Below are 19,133 nucleotides of genomic sequence, written 5' to 3'. Positions count from 1 at the left end.
CTCCGTAGCAGCGGCCGAAGGCCGCGTCCGCGGTTTCAACCTTTCAAATAACCTTCCACCAACCCCACCCAGCACGCCGCGCCCAGCGGGATCACCGCGTCGTCGAAGTCGTAGTGGTCGTTGTGCACCGAGCACCCGGTGAACTCGCCGGTGCCGTTGCCCAGGATGAAGTAGCAGCCCGGCTTCTCGTGCAGCATCCAGGCAAAGTCCTCGCTGCCCATGATGCGCACCGGCATTTTCTCCAGCACGTTCTGCGCGCCCAGCACCTCACGGGCCACACCCAGCATGCGCTCGGTCTCGGCCTTGCTGTTGACCAGCACTGGGGCCAGCAGGCAGTAGTCGATCTCGGCCTTCACGCCGAAGCTGGCGGCTTGCCCCTCGACAATCTCGCGAATGCGCTTCTCCACCCGCTCACGCACAGCCGGGTCGGCGGTGCGCACGCTGAGCATCACCTTGGCCGTCTCGGGAATGATGTTGTACGCGGTGCCGGCCTGCACCATGCCCACGCTGAGCACAGCGGCGTCATCGGTGGACAAGTTGCGCGAGATCACCGTCTGCAGCGCGGTGATGATGCTGGCCAGCGCCGGCACCGGGTCAATGGCCCGCTCGGGCATGGCGCCATGGCCGCCACGGCCGGTCAGGGTGATGGTGACGCGCTCGGACGAGGCCATGAAACCGCCGGCCTGCACCACGGCCTGGCCCACGGGCAGGCCGGGCATGTTGTGGTAGGCGTACACCGCGTCGCAGGGGAAGCGGGTGAACAGGCCGTCGTCGATCATCTGCTTGGCGCCGCACAGGCCCTCTTCGTCCGGCTGGAAGATCAGGTTCAGGGTGCCGTCGAACTCAGCGTGCAGCGCCAGTTGCTCGGCCGCGGCCAGCAGCGTGGCGGTGTGGCCGTCGTGGCCGCAGGCGTGCATGCGCCCCTGGTACTGGCTGGCCCAAGGCAGGCCGTTCTTTTCCAGGATCGGCAGGGCGTCCATGTCGGCACGGATGCCCAGGGTGCGCGCGCCGTTGCCGCGCTTGAGCACGCCCACCACGCCGCAGCCGCCCACCCCGGTGTGCACCTCGTAGCCCCAGGCACCGAGCATCTCGGCCACCAGGCCGGCGGTGCGTGGCACCTCGCCGCCCAGCTCGGGGAAGCTGTGAATGTCGCGGCGAATGGTGGCGAAATGTTCAGCGCTGGCTTGCAGTTTCTGGTTGATGATCAGGTTGCTCACGGTTGCTTCCTTTTTCTGGCAGTAAAGGGGGGAGTCAGTCGCGGCCCGGGTGTTCGGGGAACAGGCGCAGGGCGATCAGGCTCATGATCAGGGTGGCGATCAGGTACAGGGCCGGGGTCAGCGGGTTGCCCGTCAGGCCGATCAGCCAGGTCACCAGCAAGGGCGAGAAGCCGCCGAACAGGGTCACGCCGAAGCTGTAGATAACCGACAGCCCGGTGACGCGCTGCTCGCGGGGGAAGGCCTCCATCAGCATGGCGAAGCTGGCACCCACGCCCACGGCCATGGGCATGATCAGCAGGGTGATGGCCAGCATGCACAGCCAGGTGCTTTGCAGGCCCAGCAGCAGGAACGCGGGGTAGGCGAACACCAGTGCCAGGCCGGCGATCCAGTACAGCAATGGCTTGCGCCGGGGCAGGCGGTCGGCGTAGCGCGAGGCAATGGGCGGAATCACCGCCAGCAGGGCGCTGGCCAGGCCCACCAGGGCGAAGGCAAAGCTGCTCGGGTAATGCAGGGTGCGCACCAGGTAGGTGGGCATGTAGAACACCACCATGTACATGCTCACGGTGGAGGCGGCCATCCACATGATGCCCAGCAGCAGCGTGCCTTTGTGCTCGCGCAGCAGTTGCATCAGCGAAGGCGTGTTGGTGGTCTCGGTATGGGTTTCCTCCAGGTGCTGGCGAATGAACCAGCCCACCGGACCAATCAGCAGGCCGATCACGAACGGCACGCGCCAGCCCCAGCTTTCGAGCGATTCGGGGCTCAGGTTGCTGCTCAACAGCAGGCCGGTGAGGGCGCCCAGCAGCGCCGCCGCGCCCTGGCTGGCGCCTTGCCAGCTGACCATGAAGCAGCGGTTGTCGGTGTGCCCCGATTCCATCAGGAACGCCGAGGCGCTGCCCACTTCGCCGCCGGCCGACAGCCCTTGCAGCAGGCGGCCGAACACCAGCAGCAGGGTGGCGGCGATGCCGATGCTCGAATAGGTGGGGGTGAAGGCGATGATGCCGGTGCCCAGGGTCATCAGCGCGATGGTCAGCGACAGCGCCGCCTTGCGGCCCTTGCGGTCAGCCACGCGGCCGATCAGCACCGCGCCCAGCGGGCGCATCAGGAAGCCCACGGCGAAGGTCGCCAGGGACATCAGCAGCGAGGCCAGCGCCGACTCGCCGGGGAAGAACAGCTTGCCGATGATCACCGCGAAGAAACTGTACACGGTGAAATCGTAGATCTCCAGGCCGTTGCCCAGGGACGAGGCAATCACCACGCGGCGCATCCTGCGCGCTTGCAGCGAGGCCTGGGCCGGGCTGGGTTGGAGGGGCAAATCACTGGCGGGGGTGCTCTTCATGGCGATGTTCCTGTACCCGGGATCGTGGTGGTCCGCAGTGTTGAACAGCGCCGGTGAAAGTGCACATCGCTTTTATGCAAGCCCCCAACCGTTGGTGCGGGTCAGGGGCGGCGCAGGAAATGGCGGGAGCGCCGGGTGGGCATTTTCGACTCGCGGTGCGCGAATGTGGTGCCCTTGAGGTGGGCAGATGGGTAACGCGAGACGCTCTCCAGACAGGACGCCGGTATTTGCGTATCAGAACAAACCCCGTGGCAGAGGCCCCACCCGCCTCATCCAGCGCGCCGTGCAACCCCTTGCGCAATGCTCCATTGGGATGCCGGATCGTTTTTGTGGGAGCTGGCTTGCCAGCGAGCTGTTCAAGTGCCAAAAGCTCGCTGGCAAGCCAGCTCCCACCCGATATCGTTGTTACGGATTAGACGATGGCGGGCTTGTTGGCCAGTTGTTCCTGCAACTGGGCAAACAGCTGCCCTGCGGTCTTGGTCAGGTAGCTGCGGTTCACGCACACCAGGTTCACCGAGTATTCGGGCACCGGCTCCTGAATGTCGACCTTCAGCAGGTGCTTGGACATGTCGCTCAGGCCCACCAGGTCATGCCCCAGCGCCGGCTGGCTCATGATCATCACCGCGTCGCTGTCGATCAGCATCTTGATCGCCAGGTTCATGGCCGTGCATTCGAACACCTTGCGCGGGCGGCCCAGGGCGCTGCCTTCGAACAGCTGGTTGAACTGCGACTGGCTGTCGGTGAGCGGGTCGACGCTGATCCAGTGCGCCTGCTGCAACAACCGCAGCGAGCGCACCATGCGCAGCGGGTGGTCCTTGCGCACCACCACCACGCCGGGAATGCGGCACAGCGGCTGCCAGTCCAGGCCCACGGCGTTGGCCGGCACCTGGGAGGTCAGGGCAAAGTCCAGCAGGCCGTCGCGCAGGTGCTGCAGCAGCTGGGTGGGGCGCATTTCCAGCACCTTCAGCGTGGCGTTGGGGTAGCTGTGCTGGAAGTCCACCAGGCTCTGCTTGAGCGGCTGCAGCAAAGCGGTGACGGGCGTCACGCCGATGGTGATCTCGCTCACCACCAGGCCCTTCATGTCTTCGATTTCCTGGCGCGCGCGGCGCACGCTTTCCAGTGCCTGGCGGGCATGGCCGAGCATGCGCTGGCCGTATTCGGTGAGGGTCATGCCCTTGTTGGAGCGCACCAGCAAGGTGATGCCCAGCTCGTTTTCGAGCTCCTTGATGGCGCGGCTCAGGGCCGACTGGGTCAGGTGCAGCACTTGCGAGGCGTCTTGCAGGCTACCGGTTTCGTGGATGGAGACTAAAGCGCGAAGTTGATGCAGTTTCATTGTTATTCCCGACATGGGCCCGCAGGCCTGCTAGGTTGCCCTACTTGGCAGTTCTTCCGGGCGAAGTGTGCCAGAGGGCAACCCGGCCCGACTAGCGGCCGTATACCGGGAAGTCGCGGCTTAGTGCCGCAACCTGGGCGGCTACCTCGGCTTCCACGTCGGCATCGCCCAAATGATCCAGCACGTCGCAGATCCAGCCGGCCAGGCGCGTGCACTCGGCGGTACCGAAGCCGCGGGTGGTGACCGCCGGGGTACCGATGCGCAGGCCCGAGGTCACGAACGGCGACTGCGGGTCGTTGGGCACGGCGTTCTTGTTGACGGTGATGTGCACGCGGCCCAGGGCGGCGTCGGCGTCCTTGCCGGTGAGGCCGTGGCGGATCAGGCTGACCAGGAACAGGTGGTTGTCGGTGCCGCCGGACACCACATCGTAGCCACGGTCAACGAACACCGCGGCCATGGCTTGGGCGTTGTCGATGACCTGCTGTTGATACGCCTTGAATCCGGGCGCCAGCGCCTCCTTGAAGCACACCGCCTTGCCGGCGATGACGTGCATCAGCGGGCCGCCCTGGCCGCCGGGGAACACCGCCGAGTCGAGCTTCTTCTCCAGCGCCGGGTTGCTGCGCGCCAGGATCAGGCCGCCGCGCGGGCCGCGCAGGGTCTTGTGCGTGGTGGTGGTGACCACGTCGGCGTAAGGCAGCGGGTTGGGGTACAGGCCGGCGGCCACCAGCCCGGCGACGTGGGCCATGTCGACGAACAGGTAAGCGCCGATCTTGTCGGCGATGGCGCGGAAGCGGGCAAAGTCCAGGGTGCGCGAATAGGCCGAGAAACCGGCAATCAGCATCTTTGGCTGGTGCTCCACGGCCAGGCGTTCCACTTCGTCGTAGTCGATCAGGCCCTGGTCGTCGATGCCGTACTGCACGGCGTTGTACAGCTTGCCGCTGAAGCTCACCTTGGCGCCGTGGGTCAGGTGCCCGCCGTGGGCCAGGCTCATGCCCAGCACCGTGTCGCCCGGTTGCAGCAGGGCCAGGAACACCGCGGCGTTGGCCTGGCTGCCCGAGTGCGGCTGCACGTTAGCGTAGTCGGCGCCGAACAGCTGCCTGGCGCGGTCGATGGCCAGTTGCTCGACCACGTCGACGAACTCACAGCCGCCGTAGTAGCGCTTGCCCGGGTAGCCTTCGGCGTATTTGTTGGTCAGCACCGAGCCTTGGGCCTCGATGACCTGCGGGCTGGTGTAGTTCTCGGAAGCGATCAGCTCGATGTGCTGCTCCTGGCGGCGCGCCTCCAGGGCGATGGCGTCGTGCAGGGCGGGGTCGAAATCGGCGAGGGTGAGGCTTTTGGAGAACATGGCGCGGTCCTTGTGTTCTGTTTGGAATGAGGTTGAACAGAGCAAGGGCAGTGCCAGAAATTAAATCGTTATAAATCAATTATTTACGGTTTTACGTCTTTAAGAGTGCAATGAAATCATTACGGCTCCAAAGCCACCGAGGTCCGGTATCGCTCGATAAGCCGGACGCTCGGTTCATTTCGTATTGATTTCATTCCTTTGGAGTGAAATCAATACGGCCTAGCGCTCCGACAACCGAATCACCCACCGCGCCAGCCACGCGCCCGTCACGATCACCCCGAACAGCCGCAGCGTCTGCATCGCCAGCACCAGCCCTACGTCCGAATGGGTGTCCACCGCGATGATTGCCATGGAGTCCAGGCCGCCCGGGCTGGTGGCCAGGTACACCGAGAGGAAGTCCTTGCCCAGCAGGTCTGCCACCAGCCACGCCGACAGCGCGCACAGCACGATCAGCAGCAGCGAGCCGCTGATCATCGCCGGCAGGCGCTTGAACACGTAGCGGATGGTGGTGCGGTCGAAACGCAGGCCCACGTAGCAGCCTACCGTGGCATAGGCCAGGCTCAGCACCGGCGCTGGCAGCACGATGTGGATCAGCCCGCACAGCTGCAGCACGCCGCCCAGCAGCAACGGCCCCAGCAGGGCGCCGGCCGGCAGGCGCGTGCCCAGCAGCACGCCGATGACGATCACCGCCAGGCTCAGCGCCAGGTCCAGTAGCGGCGCGCCCTGCAGGCTGACCACCGCGCCGTGGGCCTGGGTGCCGCTGCCGTCGGCGCCCAGCAGGCGGCTGACCAGCGCGCCGATCATCACCACGCACACCACCCGCACGTATTGCATGGTGGCGACGATGCGGCCATCGAGACCATGGCCGAGGCTGCCCCCGGCGAGGTGCCCCAGGCCGCGGTGCGGGCGCCGATGCCACCGTAGCGGGCCATCACCAGGCCCACTGCGGTGCTCAGCAGCACGGTGAGGGCGGTGGCGAACAGCATCACCGGCCAGGACTGCACCACGGCGGTCAGCACGGCCATGCTGATGGAGTGCGCCACCAGCAGGCCGATGGTGCCCTGGCACAGGCGGAACGCCTGGCGGTGGATGCGCAGGGTGGTGCCGCAGACGCCGAAGCCGATGGCCACCAGCATGGGGCCGACGAATTGCCCGGCGGGCAGTTGCAGGTGGTTGAGCAATTGGCCGGCGCTGCCGGCAAGGATGATCAGGGCGAACCACTGGGCCCAGGTGGGCCAGTAGCGTAGAGCGAGGGAAGGGGCACGCGACACGGTTTCAAGTCTCCAGGCGCCCTGGTCAAGGCAGGACGCGGAAGAATTATCGACCTGGCAACCGATCAAGTCTATTTTCTAATACTGATGAAACGATAACTGGCGGTTATGAATTATGGACCTGCGCGACCTCACCTACTTTGAAACCATCGCCGAGCTCGGCCACCTGGGCCGGGCCGCCGATAAGCTCAACCGCAGCCAGCCGGCGCTGACCAAGAGCATCCAGCGCCTGGAAGAATCCCTGGGCACCCAACTGTTCCGGCGCGAGGGCCGCGGCATCAAGCTCACCGACGTCGGCGAGCTGCTGCTGGCCCGTGGCCGCGAGCTGCGCCAGAGCATCGCCGAGACCGAGCGCGAGGTGAAGGACTTCGCCAGCGGCACGGTGGGCACCATTCGCCTGGGCTGCGCCGCGTCCATGGCCGACCACCTGCTGCCGCAGCTGACCGCGGCACTCCTGGAACGGGCGCCGGACATCACCCTGAACCTGACCATCGGCCAGGACGACGTGCTGCGCGAATCGCTGGTGGCGGGGCGCCTGGACCTGATCATCAGTTCGTTCATCGCCAGCGAAGGGCCGCTGGCCAGCTACCCGCTGCTGCGCGACGAGGCGGTGGTGGTGGCCAGCGCCAGCCACCCGATCTTCGACGGCCCCTACACCCTGGCCGACCTCAACCGTTACCGCTGGGTGCTGCCGGGGCCCACGGTGTCGTCGCGGCGCTGGCTGGATAACCTGTTCAGCAGCCGCGAACTGCCGCCGCCGGTGGTGCAGGTGGAGAGCAATACGGTGTCGGTGTTGCCGCGGCTGATCGCCCACACGCACCTGCTCAGTTTCTTCTCGCGTGAGTCGCTGGAGCATGGCATTGGCATGAACCTGCTGCGCGAGGTGGAGCTGGCGGAGACCACGGTGACGCGCACCATGGGGGTCACGGTGCGCATCGATGGCTACCTGTCGCCGGCGGCGCAGGTGCTGCTGGCCTTGCTCAAGGAGCGCGGCCAGCACGTGCTGGCGGGTTAAGGCGCGAACGGCAGCTCGCGCTTGTGCTGGCTGTTGTCGTAGGTGCGGACGATGATGGCGTAGGCCTCGTCGCTCACCTTCAGGCCGTGCAGGAAGGCGTCGATCTGCGCGTAGGTGACGCCGTGGGCCTCTTCGTCGGGCTTGCCTGGGCGCAGCTCCTCGAGGTCGGCGGTGGGCACTTTTTCCACCAGGTTTTCCGGCGCGCCCAGGTGCCGGGCAATGGCCCGTACCTGGTGCTTCACCAGGCCGCTGAGCGGGGCCAGGTCGCAGGCGCCGTCGCCGAATTTGGTGAAGAAGCCCATCACCGCCTCGGCGGCGTGGTCGGTGCCGATCACCAGGCCGTTGTTGGCGTTGGCGATGGTGTACTGGGCCACCATGCGGATGCGCGCCTTGGTGTTGCCGATGACGAAGTCACGGCGGGCGTCGGTGAGGCCGTGCAGGTGGGCGACCTGCTCGGACAGGCCCAGCACGGCGCCGGCGATGTTCACGGTGTCTTCCACGTCGGCGCGGATGAACTGCATCGAGGCGGCGGCGTCGTGCTCGTCGTGCTGGATGTTGTACGGCAGGCGCACGGCGATGAATTTATAGCCCTGGTCGCCGGTTTCGGCGCGCAGTTCTTCCACCGACAGCTGGGCCAGGCGGCCGGCGGTCAGCGAGTCGACGCCGCCGCTGATGCCCAGCACCAGCACCTTGACGTGGGCGTTGCGCAGGCATTGCTTGATGAAGGCCTTGCGACGGTCGATTTCCGCTTCCAGCGCGGCAGCGTCGGCGAAGGGCGGCACCACGTTGAGGGCCTTGGCGATTTCGATTTGACGGTTGCTCATGTCGAACTCCTGAGGGTGCGATTCAGACGCGAAATACATGTTTGAGGTAGGTGACGAAGTTCTCGTCCAGGCACTGGGTCTTGCCCGGCGTATCGGAAATCTTCGCCACCGGATGGCCGTTGCAGGCGGTCATCTTGATCACGATGTTCATGGGCTCGACCCCGGGTATGTCGCAGGTCAGGTTGGTGCCGATGCCGAAGCTTACATTGATCCGCCCGTGCAGCGCTCTATACAGTTCCAGCGCCTTGGGCAGGTTCAGGCCGTCGGAGAAGATCAGGGTTTTGCTCAGCGGGTCGATGCCCAGGCTTTCATAGTGTTGGATGGCCTTTTCCGCCCACTGCAGCGGGTCGCCGGAATCGTGGCGCAGGCCGTCGAAGAGCTTGGCGAAGTACAGGTCGAAGTCCTTGAGGAAGGCATTCATGGTGATGCAGTCGGTCAGGGCGATACCCAGCAGGCCACGGTATTCGCGCACCCAGCAGTCGAGGGCGGCGATCTGGCTGTCGATGAGGCGCGGGCCCAGTTGCTGGTGGGCCATGAACCACTCGTGGGCCATGGTGCCGATGGGCTTCACGTCCAGTTCGCGGGCCAGGTGCACGTTGCTGGTGCCGACGAAACGGCCGGGGAAGTCGCGCTTGAGGATGTGCACCACCTCTTCCTGCACCCGGTAGCTGAAACGCCGGCGGGTGCCGAAGTCGGCCAGCTGGAAGCCGGCCAGTTCGCTGGCGCTGGCTTCGCCCTTGAGCCAGTCGAGCTTCTTGTACAGCTGCTCGCTGGCCTGCTCCATGACGATATTGCCGTAGCGCTGGCGGTTGCGCACCTCGCTGATGATCGCCAGCAGCGGGATCTCGTAGAGAATCACGTGCAGCCACGGCCCGCGCAGGCGAATGCACAGCTGGCCGGCCTCGACGCTGGTGTGCACGTAGCGCAGGTTGAAGCGGAACAGGCTGAGGAAGCGGATGAAGTCCGGCTTCATGAACGGAATGCGTTCGAGAAACGCCAGCTGGTCGTGGGTGATGGAAATGTCGGCCAGGCGCTCGATCTGGTAGCGGATCTCGGCCAGGTACGGGGTCAGGTCCTCGGCGTTGCGGCAGCGGAATTCCCACTCCACCTCGGCGTTGGGGTAGTTGTGCAGCACCGCCTGCATCATCGTCAGTTTGTAGAAGTCGGTGTCCAGCAGGTTCTGCACGATACGGTCGGCAAATACGCTCTCGGCCATGCTCAGGCCTCCTTGTTCACGGCAGCAGCCAGTTCAGCGGCGCTGGCATAGAGTTCGATGCCCGCGGCCTGCATCTGCTGGCAGGCGGCGGTGGCAGTGGCTTGGGCGATGGCGCGGCAGGCGGGCAGGTACACGCCGACGCGGAAGCCGGCGTTGCGCAGCTGCAGGGCGGTGGTCTTTACGCAGTAGTCCAGCGCCAGGCCGCCCACCAGCACGAAGCCCACCGCCTGCTGGCGCAGGAACTCGATGGCGCCGGTGCTGCGGGTGTCGGCCAGGTCGTGGTAGCAGGCGCCGTAGGGGTGCAGGTCGGGCTCGATGCCTTTCCACACGAAGAAATCGTAGTCCAGCGGCTTGGGTAGCTCGTCCAGCAGCTCGAAGCCGGTGGTGCCGGGCACGCAGTGGCTGACCCAGGTGATGTCGGCGTTGGGCAGGGCCAGCGGCTGGAGCATTTTTTCCGGGCTGTCGACCACCCAGGCCGCTTGCGGCGAGTGGGCGTCCTTGCTGCCCAGGCGCAGGCTGGCGAAGCTGGCCAGGTGGTTGAGCGCCGCACCGATCAGATGGCCTTCGGGCACCGGCAGCTCGGCCGGGCAGAGGGGGGTGAAGCCTTTCTGGGCGTCGATGTCGAAACTGGCGATCTTCATGGGGCAACTCCTTGCTTCGCTGTGCGTGACTACATATTCCACCTGATGTAATATGTGGTCAAGCAGAAATTTGCATCGAACCTGCTGGCCTCATCGCGAGCAAGCTCGGCTCCTACGGGACGGCGTGTACGCTGTAGGAGCCGAGCTTGCTCGCGATAGGGCCATCAGCCGCACCCCAACAGGACCTGCCACCCATGAACAACGCGCAGATACTGGCCAGCGTCGACATCGTCGCCCTGCGCCTCAACCCGCAGCAGCGCCTGGAGCTGCTGCTGATTCGCCGCGCCCGCGAGCCGTTCAAGGACCAGTGGGCGCTGCCCGGCGTGCTGGTGAACGGTCGCTGCGCCGATGCCAGCCTGGACGCCGCCGCCACCCGCGCCCTGGACGAGAAGGCGCGGGTGGTGCCGCGTCACCTGGAGCAGGTGGCCACCGTGGGCAGCGCCAGCCGCGACCCGCGTGGCTGGTCCATGAGCACCATTTACCTGGCGCTGCTGTGCCCGACCACGGCGCTGGAAGGCGATGACCTGCGCTTCTTCGCCCTGGACGCCATCCCGGCGCTGCCCTTCGACCACGCCGAACTGGTGGCCCAGGCCCACGCCCGCCTGTCGGCGAAGGCGGTGTACACGGCCTTGCCGCTGCACCTGCTGCAACCGCGCTTCACCGTCACCGAGGCCCTGGCCGCGTTCGAGGCCAGCCTGGGCCAGGCGGTGCAGCACACCACCTTGCGCGGGCGCCTGGAACGCATGAAGGACAAGGGCTGGATCGTCGACACCGGGGAAAAGAACCGCCCGCCCATGGGCCGCCCGCAGACCCTGCTCGAGCACCGCCCGGAGCCGGGCAAGGTGTTCGTGTTCGACCGCAGCGTGCTGGTGTGAGCCACACCTGACACATGTTTCACGGAGTTAAGAATCATTGGCAGTTAAAATCGGCGGCGTTTTTCATCCGACCGAGGTGTCCCGATGCAACGCCGTGCAACCCGTTCCACCCGCGCCAAAGGCCTGCTGGCCGCCCTGGCCCTGAGCCTGTTCAGCCCGTTGCTGCTGGCGCAGACGGTCACCGACATCGCCGGGCGCACGGTGCAGGTGCCGGACAACCCCCAGCACGTGCTGCTGGGCGAGGGGCGGATGATCTACGCCATGGCGCTGCTGGACGGCAAGCAGCCGTTCCAGCGCGTGGCCGGCTGGCAGGGTGAACTGAGCTCGGTGGACAAGCCCGGCTACGACGCCTTCAAGGCCATTTACCCGGCCATCGCCAAGGTGCCCACCATTGGCACCACCTCCGAAGCCAGCGTCAGCGCCGAGAAGGTCCTGGCCCTGAACCCCGACGTGGCCATCTTCGGCATCGCCGGCCATGGCCCGAGCCTGGACAACCCCATCGTCAAGCAGCTGCAGGACGCCGGCGTGCCGGTGGTGTTCATCGACTTCCGCCAGCACCCGATGCAGAACACCGTGCCCAGCATGCGCCTGCTGGGCCAGGTGCTGCACCGCGAGCCACAGGCCCAGGCCTACATCGATTTCTACCAGCAGCACCTCAAGCACGTGCAGGATGTGGTCAACGCCATTCCCCATGAACAACGCCCCACTGTGTTCCTCGAGATGCTCGCAGGGGTGGGCAAGGGCGGCATTCCCTGCTGCCACACCGCCGGCAACGGCAACATGGGCGACTTCATCGAGGCGGCTGGCGGCAACAACATTGCTGTCGGGTTGCTGCCGGGGATCATTGGCGATATCAACCTGGAAAAACTCATCGCCACCGATCCACGCTTCTATCTGGTCGACGGCACCCGCGACAACACCGCCACCGACCCTGGCTACAAGGCCGGTATCGGCGTGAGCGTGGCGAATGCCCGCGCCAGCATGCAGCCGCTGGTGGCCCGCGAAGGCATCAACAGCCTTACCGCCGTGCGCGAAGGCCGGGTGCATGGCCTGTGGCACAACTTCTACAACTCGCCGCTGAACATCATGGCGGTGGAAGCCATGGCCAAGTGGTTCTACCCGCAACAGTTCAAGGACCTCGACCCGCTGAAGACCCAGGCGGAGCTGCAGAAAATGTTGCCTGAAGACATCAGCGGCGCCTTCTGGGCCGACCTGAAGGCTGCGCCATGAACATGGAGGTTGCAACGCAGCAGGCGATCACCGACGACTACCAGCGCGTGCTGCGCCGGCGCCTGGTGCTGCTGGGGCTGTTCGCGGTGGCCATCGTCGCCTCGCTGCTGCTGGACTTCACCCTCGGGCCATCGGGCCTGACCTTGCACGACCTGTGGCAGACCCTGGTGCACAAGGCCTCGGTGAACCCTGGCCAGCAGGTGATTGTCTGGAGCATTCGCCTGCCCCAGGCGCTGATGGCAGTGCTGGTGGGCGCCGCCCTGGGCCTGGCCGGCGCCGAGATGCAGACCATCCTCAACAACCCGTTGGCCAGCCCGTTCACCCTGGGCGTGTCCCATGCCGCGGCGTTTGGCGCAGCGTTGGCGATTGTGCTGAACCTGGGCATTCCCGGCGTGCCGGACGAGTGGCTGGTGGCGATCAATGCCTTCATCTTCGCCCTGATCGCCACCCTGGCGTTGGACCTGCTGGCGCGCTGGCGCAAGGCCGACACCAGCGTGGTGGTGCTGTTCGGCATTGCCCTGGGCTTCACCTTTGGTGCGTTGGTATCGCTGATTCAGTTCGTGGCCACCGAGGACTCGCTGCAGGCCCTGGTGTTCTGGACCCTGGGCAGCCTGGCACGGGCCAGCTGGATGAAGGTCGGCCTGCTGGCGCTGGCCGTGGCGGTGGCCTTGCCCCTGGCCCTGCGCCGGGCCTGGCAGCTGACCGCGCTGCGCCTGGGTGAAGACCGCGCCGCCAGCTTCGGCATCGACGTCAAGCGCCTGCGCCTGGGCACCTTGCTGCGGGTCAGCGTGCTGTCGGCGCTGGCGGTGGCTTTCGTCGGCACCATCGGCTTCATCGGCCTGGTGGGCCCGCACATCGCGCGGCTGCTGTTCGGCGAGGACCATCGCTTCTACCTGCCGGGCAGCGCCCTGGCCGGCGCGTTGATTCTGTCGCTGGCCTCGGTGGCGTCGAAGAACATCATCCCCGGGGTGCTGATTCCCGTGGGTATCGTCACCTCGCTGGTGGGCATTCCCTTCTTCCTGTCCATCGTGCTGCGCCGCAGCGGAGGCCACTGATGCTTGAAGTACGGCAACTGGACGTCAGCTACGGCAAGCGTCGCATCATCGAGCAGCTGTCGCTGGCCGGCATCGGCCGGGGCCAGGTCACCGCGTTGCTGGGGCCCAACGGCTGCGGCAAGTCCACCCTGCTCAAGGCCATCGCCGGCCTGACGCCGGCCAGCGGCCAGGTGTTGCTGGAAAGCGACGACCTGCTCAAGGCCAGCTACGCCGCCCGCGCCGAGCGCGTGGTGTACCTGCCCCAGAGCCTGCCGGCCAGCGTGCACCTGCGGGTGTTCGAATCGTTGCTGGTGGCGCGCCGCGCCAGTGGCAACACCCCGCGCCAGCAGGACATCGACGAAGCCCGGGCGCTGCTGGAGCGGCTGGGCATCGCCCACCTGGCCATGAGCTTCCTCGACCAGCTGTCAGGCGGGCAGAAGCAGTTGGTGGGCCTGGCCCAGGCGCTGATCCGCAAGCCGCTGCTGCTGTTGCTGGACGAGCCGCTGAGCGCGCTGGACCTCAACCACCAGTTTCACGTGATGGAGGTGATTGGCCAGGAGACCCGCGAGCGCAACATGGTGACCCTGATCGTGCTGCACGACATCAACATCAGCCTGCGCCAGACCGACCGGGTGCTGATGCTCAAGGGCGGGCGGTTGATTGCCCATGGGGCGCCGGCCGAGGTCATCGACAGTGACAGCCTGGCGGCGGTGTATGGCGTGCGCGGGCGGGTGGAGCGCTGCTCGCAGGGCAGCGCCCAGGTGATGATCGACGGGTTGGTGTAACCCTTGTGGGAGCTGGCTTGCCAGCGAGCTTTTCGGGGCAGCCACAGCTCGCTGGCAAGCCAGCTCCCACAGGTGGATTACTTGCGGGCCTTGATCACCGCGCGCATCGGCGCCGGCAGGCCTTCGATGGTGCGGCTGTGGTCGTTGGGGTCGAGGAAATCACCCAGCGACTGGTATTTCATCCACTCGGTGCTGCGCTGTTCCTGCACGGTGGTCAGGCTCACGTCCACGCACTCGATGTCAGTGAAACCGGCGCGCCGCAGCCACAGTTCCAGGGCCGGCACCGAGGGCAGGAACCACACGTTGCGCATCTGCGCGTAGCGGTCCTCGGGCACCAGCACCTGGTGCTTGTCGCCTTCCACCACCAGGGTTTCCAGCACCAGTTCGCCGCCCTTCACCAGGCAGTCCTTGAGGGCCAGCAGGTGTTCGATGGGCGAGCGGCGGTGGTAGAACACGCCCATGGAAAACACCGTGTCGAAGCCTTCCAGGTTCGCCGGCAGGTCCTCCAGGGCGAACGGCAGGTGCCAGGCAGGCAGGTCCGGCAGGTAGCGCTGCACGGCCTGGAACTGGCAGAAGAACAGCCAGTTGGGGTCCACGCCGATGACGCTGTCGGCGCCGGCGCCGAGCATGCGCCACTGGTAGTAGCCATTGCCGCAGCCCACGTCCAGCACGCGCTTGCCCTTGAGGTCGAGGTGCGGGGCCACTCGCGACCACTTCCAGTCCGAGCGCCATTCGGTGTCCACGTGCACGCCGAACAGGTTGAACGGGCCCTTGCGCCAGGGCGACAGGCCCATCAGCGCGCTGCGCATCTGTGCGCGGGTGGCGTCGTCGCAGGCGCAGTCCAGGGTCAGGCTGCTGGCCAGCTCGACTTCGCTGGGCACCAGGGCGGGCAGGGCGTCCAGGGCCGCTTGCCAGCGTTCCAGGTCACCGTGGCCTTTTTCCATCTTGGCGTCGAGCTGGGCCTGCAGGCCCTCGCTCCACTTGGCCAGGGGCGTGCCCGCCATGCGGCGGACCAGGGGGGCTAGATCAATCATGGCAGGGCAATCAACGAGGCAAAGTTAAGGCATTGGAACCAAGGCACCACCTTGGAGAAACCGGCGGCCAGCAGGCGCTCGCGGTTTTCCTCCAGGCTGTCGGGCTTCATCACGTTCTCGATGGCGCTGCGCTTCTGGGCAATTTCCAGTTCGCTGTAGCCATTGGCACGCTTGAAGGCGATGTGCAGGTCGGTGAGCAGTTCGTGTTCCTGTTCATCGGCGAAGCGCAGCTTCTCCGACAGAATCAGCGCGCCGCCCGGCACCAGGGCCTGGCGGATGCGTTGCAGCAGGCCCAGGCGCTGGTCGGGGGCGATGAACTGCAGGGTGAAGTTCATGGCGATGACCGACGCCGGGGCGAAGTCCAGGCTGAGGATGTCGCCTTCGATGACCTGCACCGGCAGCAGCTCCTGGAACATCGAGTCCTGGGCGTTGAGGTATTCGCGGCAGCGCTCGACCATGGCGCTGGAATTGTCCACGGCGATCACCCGGCAGTCGTCGCTGCGCACGTGGCGGCGCAACGACTGGGTGACGGCGCCCAGGGAACTGCCCAGGTCGTACAGCGCGGTGTGCGGCTGGGCGAACTGCGCGGCCAGCACGCCGAGGTTCTCGACAATGGTCGGGTAGCCGGGCACCGAGCGCTTGATCATGTCCGGGAACACCCGCACCACGTCTTCGTTGAAGGCGAAGTCGGGCACCTGGGCCAGGGGCTGGGCGAAAAGGCGGTCGGGTTCTTTGCTCACGGCGGTTCCGGCGGGTCGGTAAAAAACGAAGGCCGGGATTTTACCGGGATTGGCGGTTTATTGCAGGTGAGATAGACAGACTGTGGGAGCTGGCTTGCCAGCGAGCTGTTGGGACCCTCTAAAAGCTCGCTGGCAAGCCAGCTCCCACAAGGGCTATTTGACGCTGATGGAACAATCAAACACCTGCACCGGCTTCACCTCCGGCGCCCACGGCTGCTGCAACACCAGCAGCAAGTGCCCGTCGCCCGCGGCCTTGGCCTGGAAGCGCCACACCGACTGGCCGGCCGCGCCGACCAGGCCGGCGTCCTCGGGGTTGGTGTAGACCTCGGGGCTGAGCACCTGCAGCACGTTGGGCGCAGGGTTCTGCACCAGCCAGCGGTAGCCGGTGGTGGGGTTGCTGGGCAGGGCCAGGGTCAGGGTCTGGCCGGTGACCAGTTTCAAGGGGCATTGGCTTTGCTTGGCCAGGTCGACGTTGTGCGTCGGTTGCTGGGCGCAGGCGGCCAGCAGCGCGAGGCTGGCAGGCAGGAGGAGGCGGGCAGCGGTCATGGACGGCTCCAGGTGAACGGGATGGCCGCCAGCATAACCGAAGATGTGTGTCATGGCGCACAGCTGTAGCCGCTGCCGCAGGCTGCGCTGGCCCTGGGGTTCACCGAATATCTTCAGCGAGGCAGAGGGCCAGCGCAGCCTGGCGGCAGCGGCTACAGATTGCGTGCGGCGGACTTAGAACAGTACCTTGGCTACATCAGCGAAGCGCTTGGCGAAGTGCACCGTCAGCCCCTGCTTGAGGTAATCGGGCAGCTCTTCGAAGTTGCCACGGTTGGCCTCCGGCAGGATCAGTTCGTTGATCTTCTGCCGGCGTGCGGCGATGACTTTCTCGCGCACCCCGCCAATGGGCAGCACGTGCCCGGTCAAGGTCAGCTCGCCGGTCATGGCCACGCCTTTCTTCGGCGCCTGGTCGCGGGCCAGGGACAGCAGGGCGCTGGCCATGGTCACGCCGGCGCTGGGGCCGTCCTTGGGCGTGGCGCCCTCGGGCACGTGCAGGTGCACGAAGGCCTCGTCGAAGAAGGTGGTGTCGGCGCCGAACTGCTTCAGGTTGGAGCTGATGTAGCTGTGGGCGATCTCCGCCGACTCCTTCATCACCTCGCCCAACTGCCCGGTCAGCTTGAAGCCACGGTTGTGGGTGTGGATGCGCGTGGCCTCGATGGGCAGCGTGGCGCCGCCCATGCTGGTCCAGGCAAGGCCGGTGATCACGCCCTTGCCCGACAGCACCTGCTCGCTGCGGAACACCGGCATGCCCAGCGAGGCTTCCAGGTCCTTGGGCCCCAGCTTGATGACCTGGTCCGGCTCATCCAGCAGTTTCACCACGGCCTTGCGCACCAGCTTGCCCAGCTGTTTCTCCAGCTGGCGCACGCCGGCCTCGCGGGCGTAGCCCTCGATCACCGCGCGCAGGGCGCTGTCGCTGATGCTCAGCTTGCTCTTGTCGACGCCGGCCTTTTCCAGCTGCTTGGGCCACAGGTGGCGCTTGGCGATGGCCAGCTTTTCCTCGGTGATGTAGCCCGACAGGCGAATCACTTCCATGCGGTCCAGCAACGGCCCGGGGATGGAGTCCAGGGTGTTGGCGGTGCACACGAACAGCACCTTGGACAGGTCCAGGCGCAGGTCCAGGTAGTGGTCGAGGAAATCGACGTTCTGTTCCGGGTCCAGGGTTTCCAGCAGCGCCGAGGCCGGGTCGCCCTGGTAGCTCTGGCCCATCTTGTCGATCTCGTCGAGCATGATCACCGGGTTCATCACCTCCACGTCCTTCAGCGCCTGCACCAGCTTGCCCGGCTGGGCGCCGATGTAGGTGCGGCGGTGGCCCTTGATCTCGGCCTCGTCGCGCATGCCGCCGACGCTGAAGCGGTAGAACGGCCGCCCCAGGGATTCGGCGATGGACTTGCCGACGCTGGTCTTGCCCACGCCCGGCGGGCCCACCAGCAGCACGATGGAGCCGCTGATCTCGCCCTTGTAGGCGCCCACGGCGAGGAATTCGAGGATGCGGCTCTTGATGTCATCCAGGCCGGCGTGGTGCTGGTCCATTACCTTGCGGGCGAACTTGAGGTCCAGCTTGTCCTTGCCGTACACGCCCCAGGGCAGGGCGGTGGCCCATTCCAGGTAATTGCGGGTGACGGCGTATTCCGGCGAGCCGGTCTCCAGGATGGCCAGCTTGCCCATTTCCTCGTCGATGCGTTTCTGCGCTTGGGCGGGCAGGGTCTTGCCTTCCAGGCGCTGCTGGAACTGTTCGAGGTCGGCGCTGCGGTCGTCCTTGGTCAGGCCCAGCTCCTGCTGGATGACCTTGAGCTGTTCCTTCAGGAAGAACTCGCGCTGGTGCTCGCCGATCTGCCGGTTCACCTCGGCGGAGATCTCTTTCTGCAGCCGCGCCACTTCCACTTCCTTGCGCAGCATGGGCAGCACTTTTTCCATGCGCTTGAGCATCGGCACGCAGTCCAGCACCTGTTGCAGCTCGGCCCCGGTGGCCGAAGTCAGGGCGGCGGCAAAGTCGGTGAGCGGCGACGGGTCGTTGGGGCTGAAGCGGTTGAGGTAGTTCTTCAGCTCCTCGCTGTAAAGCGGGTTGAGCGGCAGCAGTTCCTTGATCGCGTTGATCAGGGCCATGCCGTAGGCCTTCACCTCGTCGGTGGGCTCGGCCGGCTGGTGCGGGTATTCGACTTCCACCAGGTACGGCGGGCGGTGGTGCTTGAGCCAGGAGCGGATGCGCACCCGCGACAAGCCCTGGGCCACGAACTGCAGCTTGCCGTTCTCGCGGCTGGCGTGGTGGATCTTCACCAGGGTGCCGTACAGCGGCAGGTTGGAGGTGTCCAGGTGGCGGGTGTCCTGGGGCGTCTCCATGAAGAACAGAGCCAGCGAGTGGTGCGGCTCCTTGGCTACCAGGTCGAGGGTCTCGGCCCAGGGCTCCTCGTTGACGATGACCGGCAGCACCTGGGCCGGGAAGAACGGCCGGTTGTGGATCGGGATGATGTAGACCTTGTCCGGCAGGTTCTGGTCGGGCAAGGCCAGCTCGGTGCTGGAATGGGGCGAATGCTCGATGTGCTCGTGGTCCGGCTGCTCGTTCGGGTGTTCGGGGAAATCCTGCTGGTCGCTCATGGGGCACCTGCGCAAATGACTATGGCGGTTAGATGGGGCAGATGCCCGGTGGTTTCAATGGCGGCACTCCAGCTTTACCAAAAGCTGACGATAACCTTC

At 66.1% G+C, this 19,133-nt stretch carries 16 protein-coding genes and 1 pseudogene; 5 read left to right on the top strand and 12 right to left on the bottom strand.

Annotated elements, in window-relative coordinates:
* Positions 1-35: 35 nt before the first annotated feature.
* The 5 genes and pseudogenes from RAM80_RS11615 to RAM80_RS11595 form a co-directional block, all read right to left on the bottom strand.
* Positions 36-1,217 (bottom strand): M20 aminoacylase family protein, encoded by a 1,182-nt coding sequence (locus RAM80_RS11615; RefSeq protein WP_416426605.1) that lies wholly within the window; start codon positions 1,215-1,217, stop codon positions 36-38.
* 34 nt (positions 1,218-1,251) lie between these two features.
* Positions 1,252-2,553: an MFS transporter gene (locus tag RAM80_RS11610; protein WP_416426603.1), complete on the bottom strand. Its 1,302-nt coding sequence runs from the start codon at positions 2,551-2,553 to the stop codon at positions 1,252-1,254.
* A gap of 412 nt (positions 2,554-2,965) precedes the next feature.
* Positions 2,966-3,886, bottom strand: a complete 921-nt coding sequence (locus RAM80_RS11605) for a LysR family transcriptional regulator (protein WP_416426601.1) — start codon at positions 3,884-3,886, stop codon at positions 2,966-2,968.
* Positions 3,887-3,977: 91 nt separating this feature from the next.
* A complete protein-coding gene (glyA, locus tag RAM80_RS11600; RefSeq protein WP_416426600.1) occupies positions 3,978-5,231 on the bottom strand; it encodes a serine hydroxymethyltransferase in 1,254 nt (417 codons plus the stop codon).
* 219 nt (positions 5,232-5,450) lie between these two features.
* Positions 5,451-6,502, bottom strand: a pseudogene (locus RAM80_RS11595) (AbrB family transcriptional regulator).
* Positions 6,503-6,617: 115 nt separating this feature from the next.
* Between RAM80_RS11595 and RAM80_RS11590 the strand changes: the two are divergent.
* Positions 6,618-7,517, top strand: coding sequence for a LysR family transcriptional regulator (locus tag RAM80_RS11590; protein ID WP_416426598.1), 900 nt, complete (start codon positions 6,618-6,620; stop codon positions 7,515-7,517).
* Here RAM80_RS11590 and nadE read toward each other — a convergent pair.
* From nadE to RAM80_RS11575, 3 genes are read right to left on the bottom strand one after another with little or no spacing between them, the layout of a single operon-like run.
* Complete coding sequence (gene nadE / locus RAM80_RS11585) at positions 7,514-8,341, bottom strand: ammonia-dependent NAD(+) synthetase (protein ID WP_416426597.1); 828 nt, start codon at positions 8,339-8,341, stop codon at positions 7,514-7,516. The genes RAM80_RS11590 and nadE overlap by 4 nt on opposite strands.
* Before the next feature lie 22 nt (positions 8,342-8,363).
* On the bottom strand, positions 8,364-9,557 hold the full coding sequence (pncB, locus tag RAM80_RS11580; protein ID WP_416426596.1) for a nicotinate phosphoribosyltransferase: 1,194 nt from the start codon (positions 9,555-9,557) through the stop codon (positions 8,364-8,366).
* A gap of 2 nt (positions 9,558-9,559) precedes the next feature.
* A complete protein-coding gene (locus RAM80_RS11575) occupies positions 9,560-10,198 on the bottom strand; it encodes an isochorismatase family protein (RefSeq protein ID WP_416426594.1) in 639 nt (212 codons plus the stop codon).
* A 194-nt stretch (positions 10,199-10,392) separates the two neighbouring features.
* Here RAM80_RS11575 and RAM80_RS11570 point away from each other — a divergent pair, with 194 nt between their 5' ends.
* The 4 genes from RAM80_RS11570 (at position 10,393) to RAM80_RS11555 (ending at position 14,122) form a co-directional block, all read left to right on the top strand.
* Complete coding sequence (locus RAM80_RS11570) at positions 10,393-11,073, top strand: NUDIX hydrolase (protein WP_416426593.1); 681 nt, start codon at positions 10,393-10,395, stop codon at positions 11,071-11,073.
* An 84-nt stretch (positions 11,074-11,157) separates the two neighbouring features.
* Positions 11,158-12,303 carry an ABC transporter substrate-binding protein gene (locus RAM80_RS11565; protein WP_416426592.1) on the top strand — a complete coding sequence of 382 codons (1,146 nt, stop codon included), beginning with the start codon at positions 11,158-11,160 and terminating at the stop codon, positions 12,301-12,303.
* On the top strand, positions 12,300-13,358 hold the full coding sequence (locus tag RAM80_RS11560; protein WP_416426590.1) for a FecCD family ABC transporter permease: 1,059 nt from the start codon (positions 12,300-12,302) through the stop codon (positions 13,356-13,358). The genes RAM80_RS11565 and RAM80_RS11560 overlap by 4 nt, the downstream gene beginning before the upstream one ends.
* On the top strand, positions 13,358-14,122 hold the full coding sequence (locus RAM80_RS11555) for an ABC transporter ATP-binding protein (RefSeq protein ID WP_416426589.1): 765 nt from the start codon (positions 13,358-13,360) through the stop codon (positions 14,120-14,122). Before RAM80_RS11560 ends, RAM80_RS11555 begins: the two co-directional genes overlap by 1 nt.
* A gap of 77 nt (positions 14,123-14,199) precedes the next feature.
* Here the strand turns inward: RAM80_RS11555 and cmoB are convergent, their stop codons facing one another.
* The 4 genes from cmoB to lon form a co-directional block, all read right to left on the bottom strand.
* On the bottom strand, positions 14,200-15,156 hold the full coding sequence (cmoB, locus tag RAM80_RS11550) for a tRNA 5-methoxyuridine(34)/uridine 5-oxyacetic acid(34) synthase CmoB (RefSeq protein ID WP_416426588.1): 957 nt from the start codon (positions 15,154-15,156) through the stop codon (positions 14,200-14,202).
* A complete protein-coding gene (cmoA, locus tag RAM80_RS11545; RefSeq protein WP_416426587.1) occupies positions 15,153-15,896 on the bottom strand; it encodes a carboxy-S-adenosyl-L-methionine synthase CmoA in 744 nt (247 codons plus the stop codon). Before cmoA ends, cmoB begins: the two co-directional genes overlap by 4 nt.
* A 153-nt stretch (positions 15,897-16,049) precedes the next feature.
* On the bottom strand, positions 16,050-16,442 hold the full coding sequence (locus RAM80_RS11540; protein WP_416426586.1) for a protease inhibitor I42 family protein: 393 nt from the start codon (positions 16,440-16,442) through the stop codon (positions 16,050-16,052).
* 174 nt (positions 16,443-16,616) lie between these two features.
* A complete protein-coding gene (gene lon / locus RAM80_RS11535; protein WP_416426585.1) occupies positions 16,617-19,034 on the bottom strand; it encodes an endopeptidase La in 2,418 nt (805 codons plus the stop codon).
* Positions 19,035-19,133: the final 99 nt, after the last annotated feature.

This window comes from Pseudomonas sp. App30 (assembly GCF_047947025.1).
Classification (GTDB): domain Bacteria; phylum Pseudomonadota; class Gammaproteobacteria; order Pseudomonadales; family Pseudomonadaceae; genus Aquipseudomonas.
Note: the sequence above shows the minus strand (reverse complement) of the source record. Positions and strands in the feature narration are given on the sequence as shown.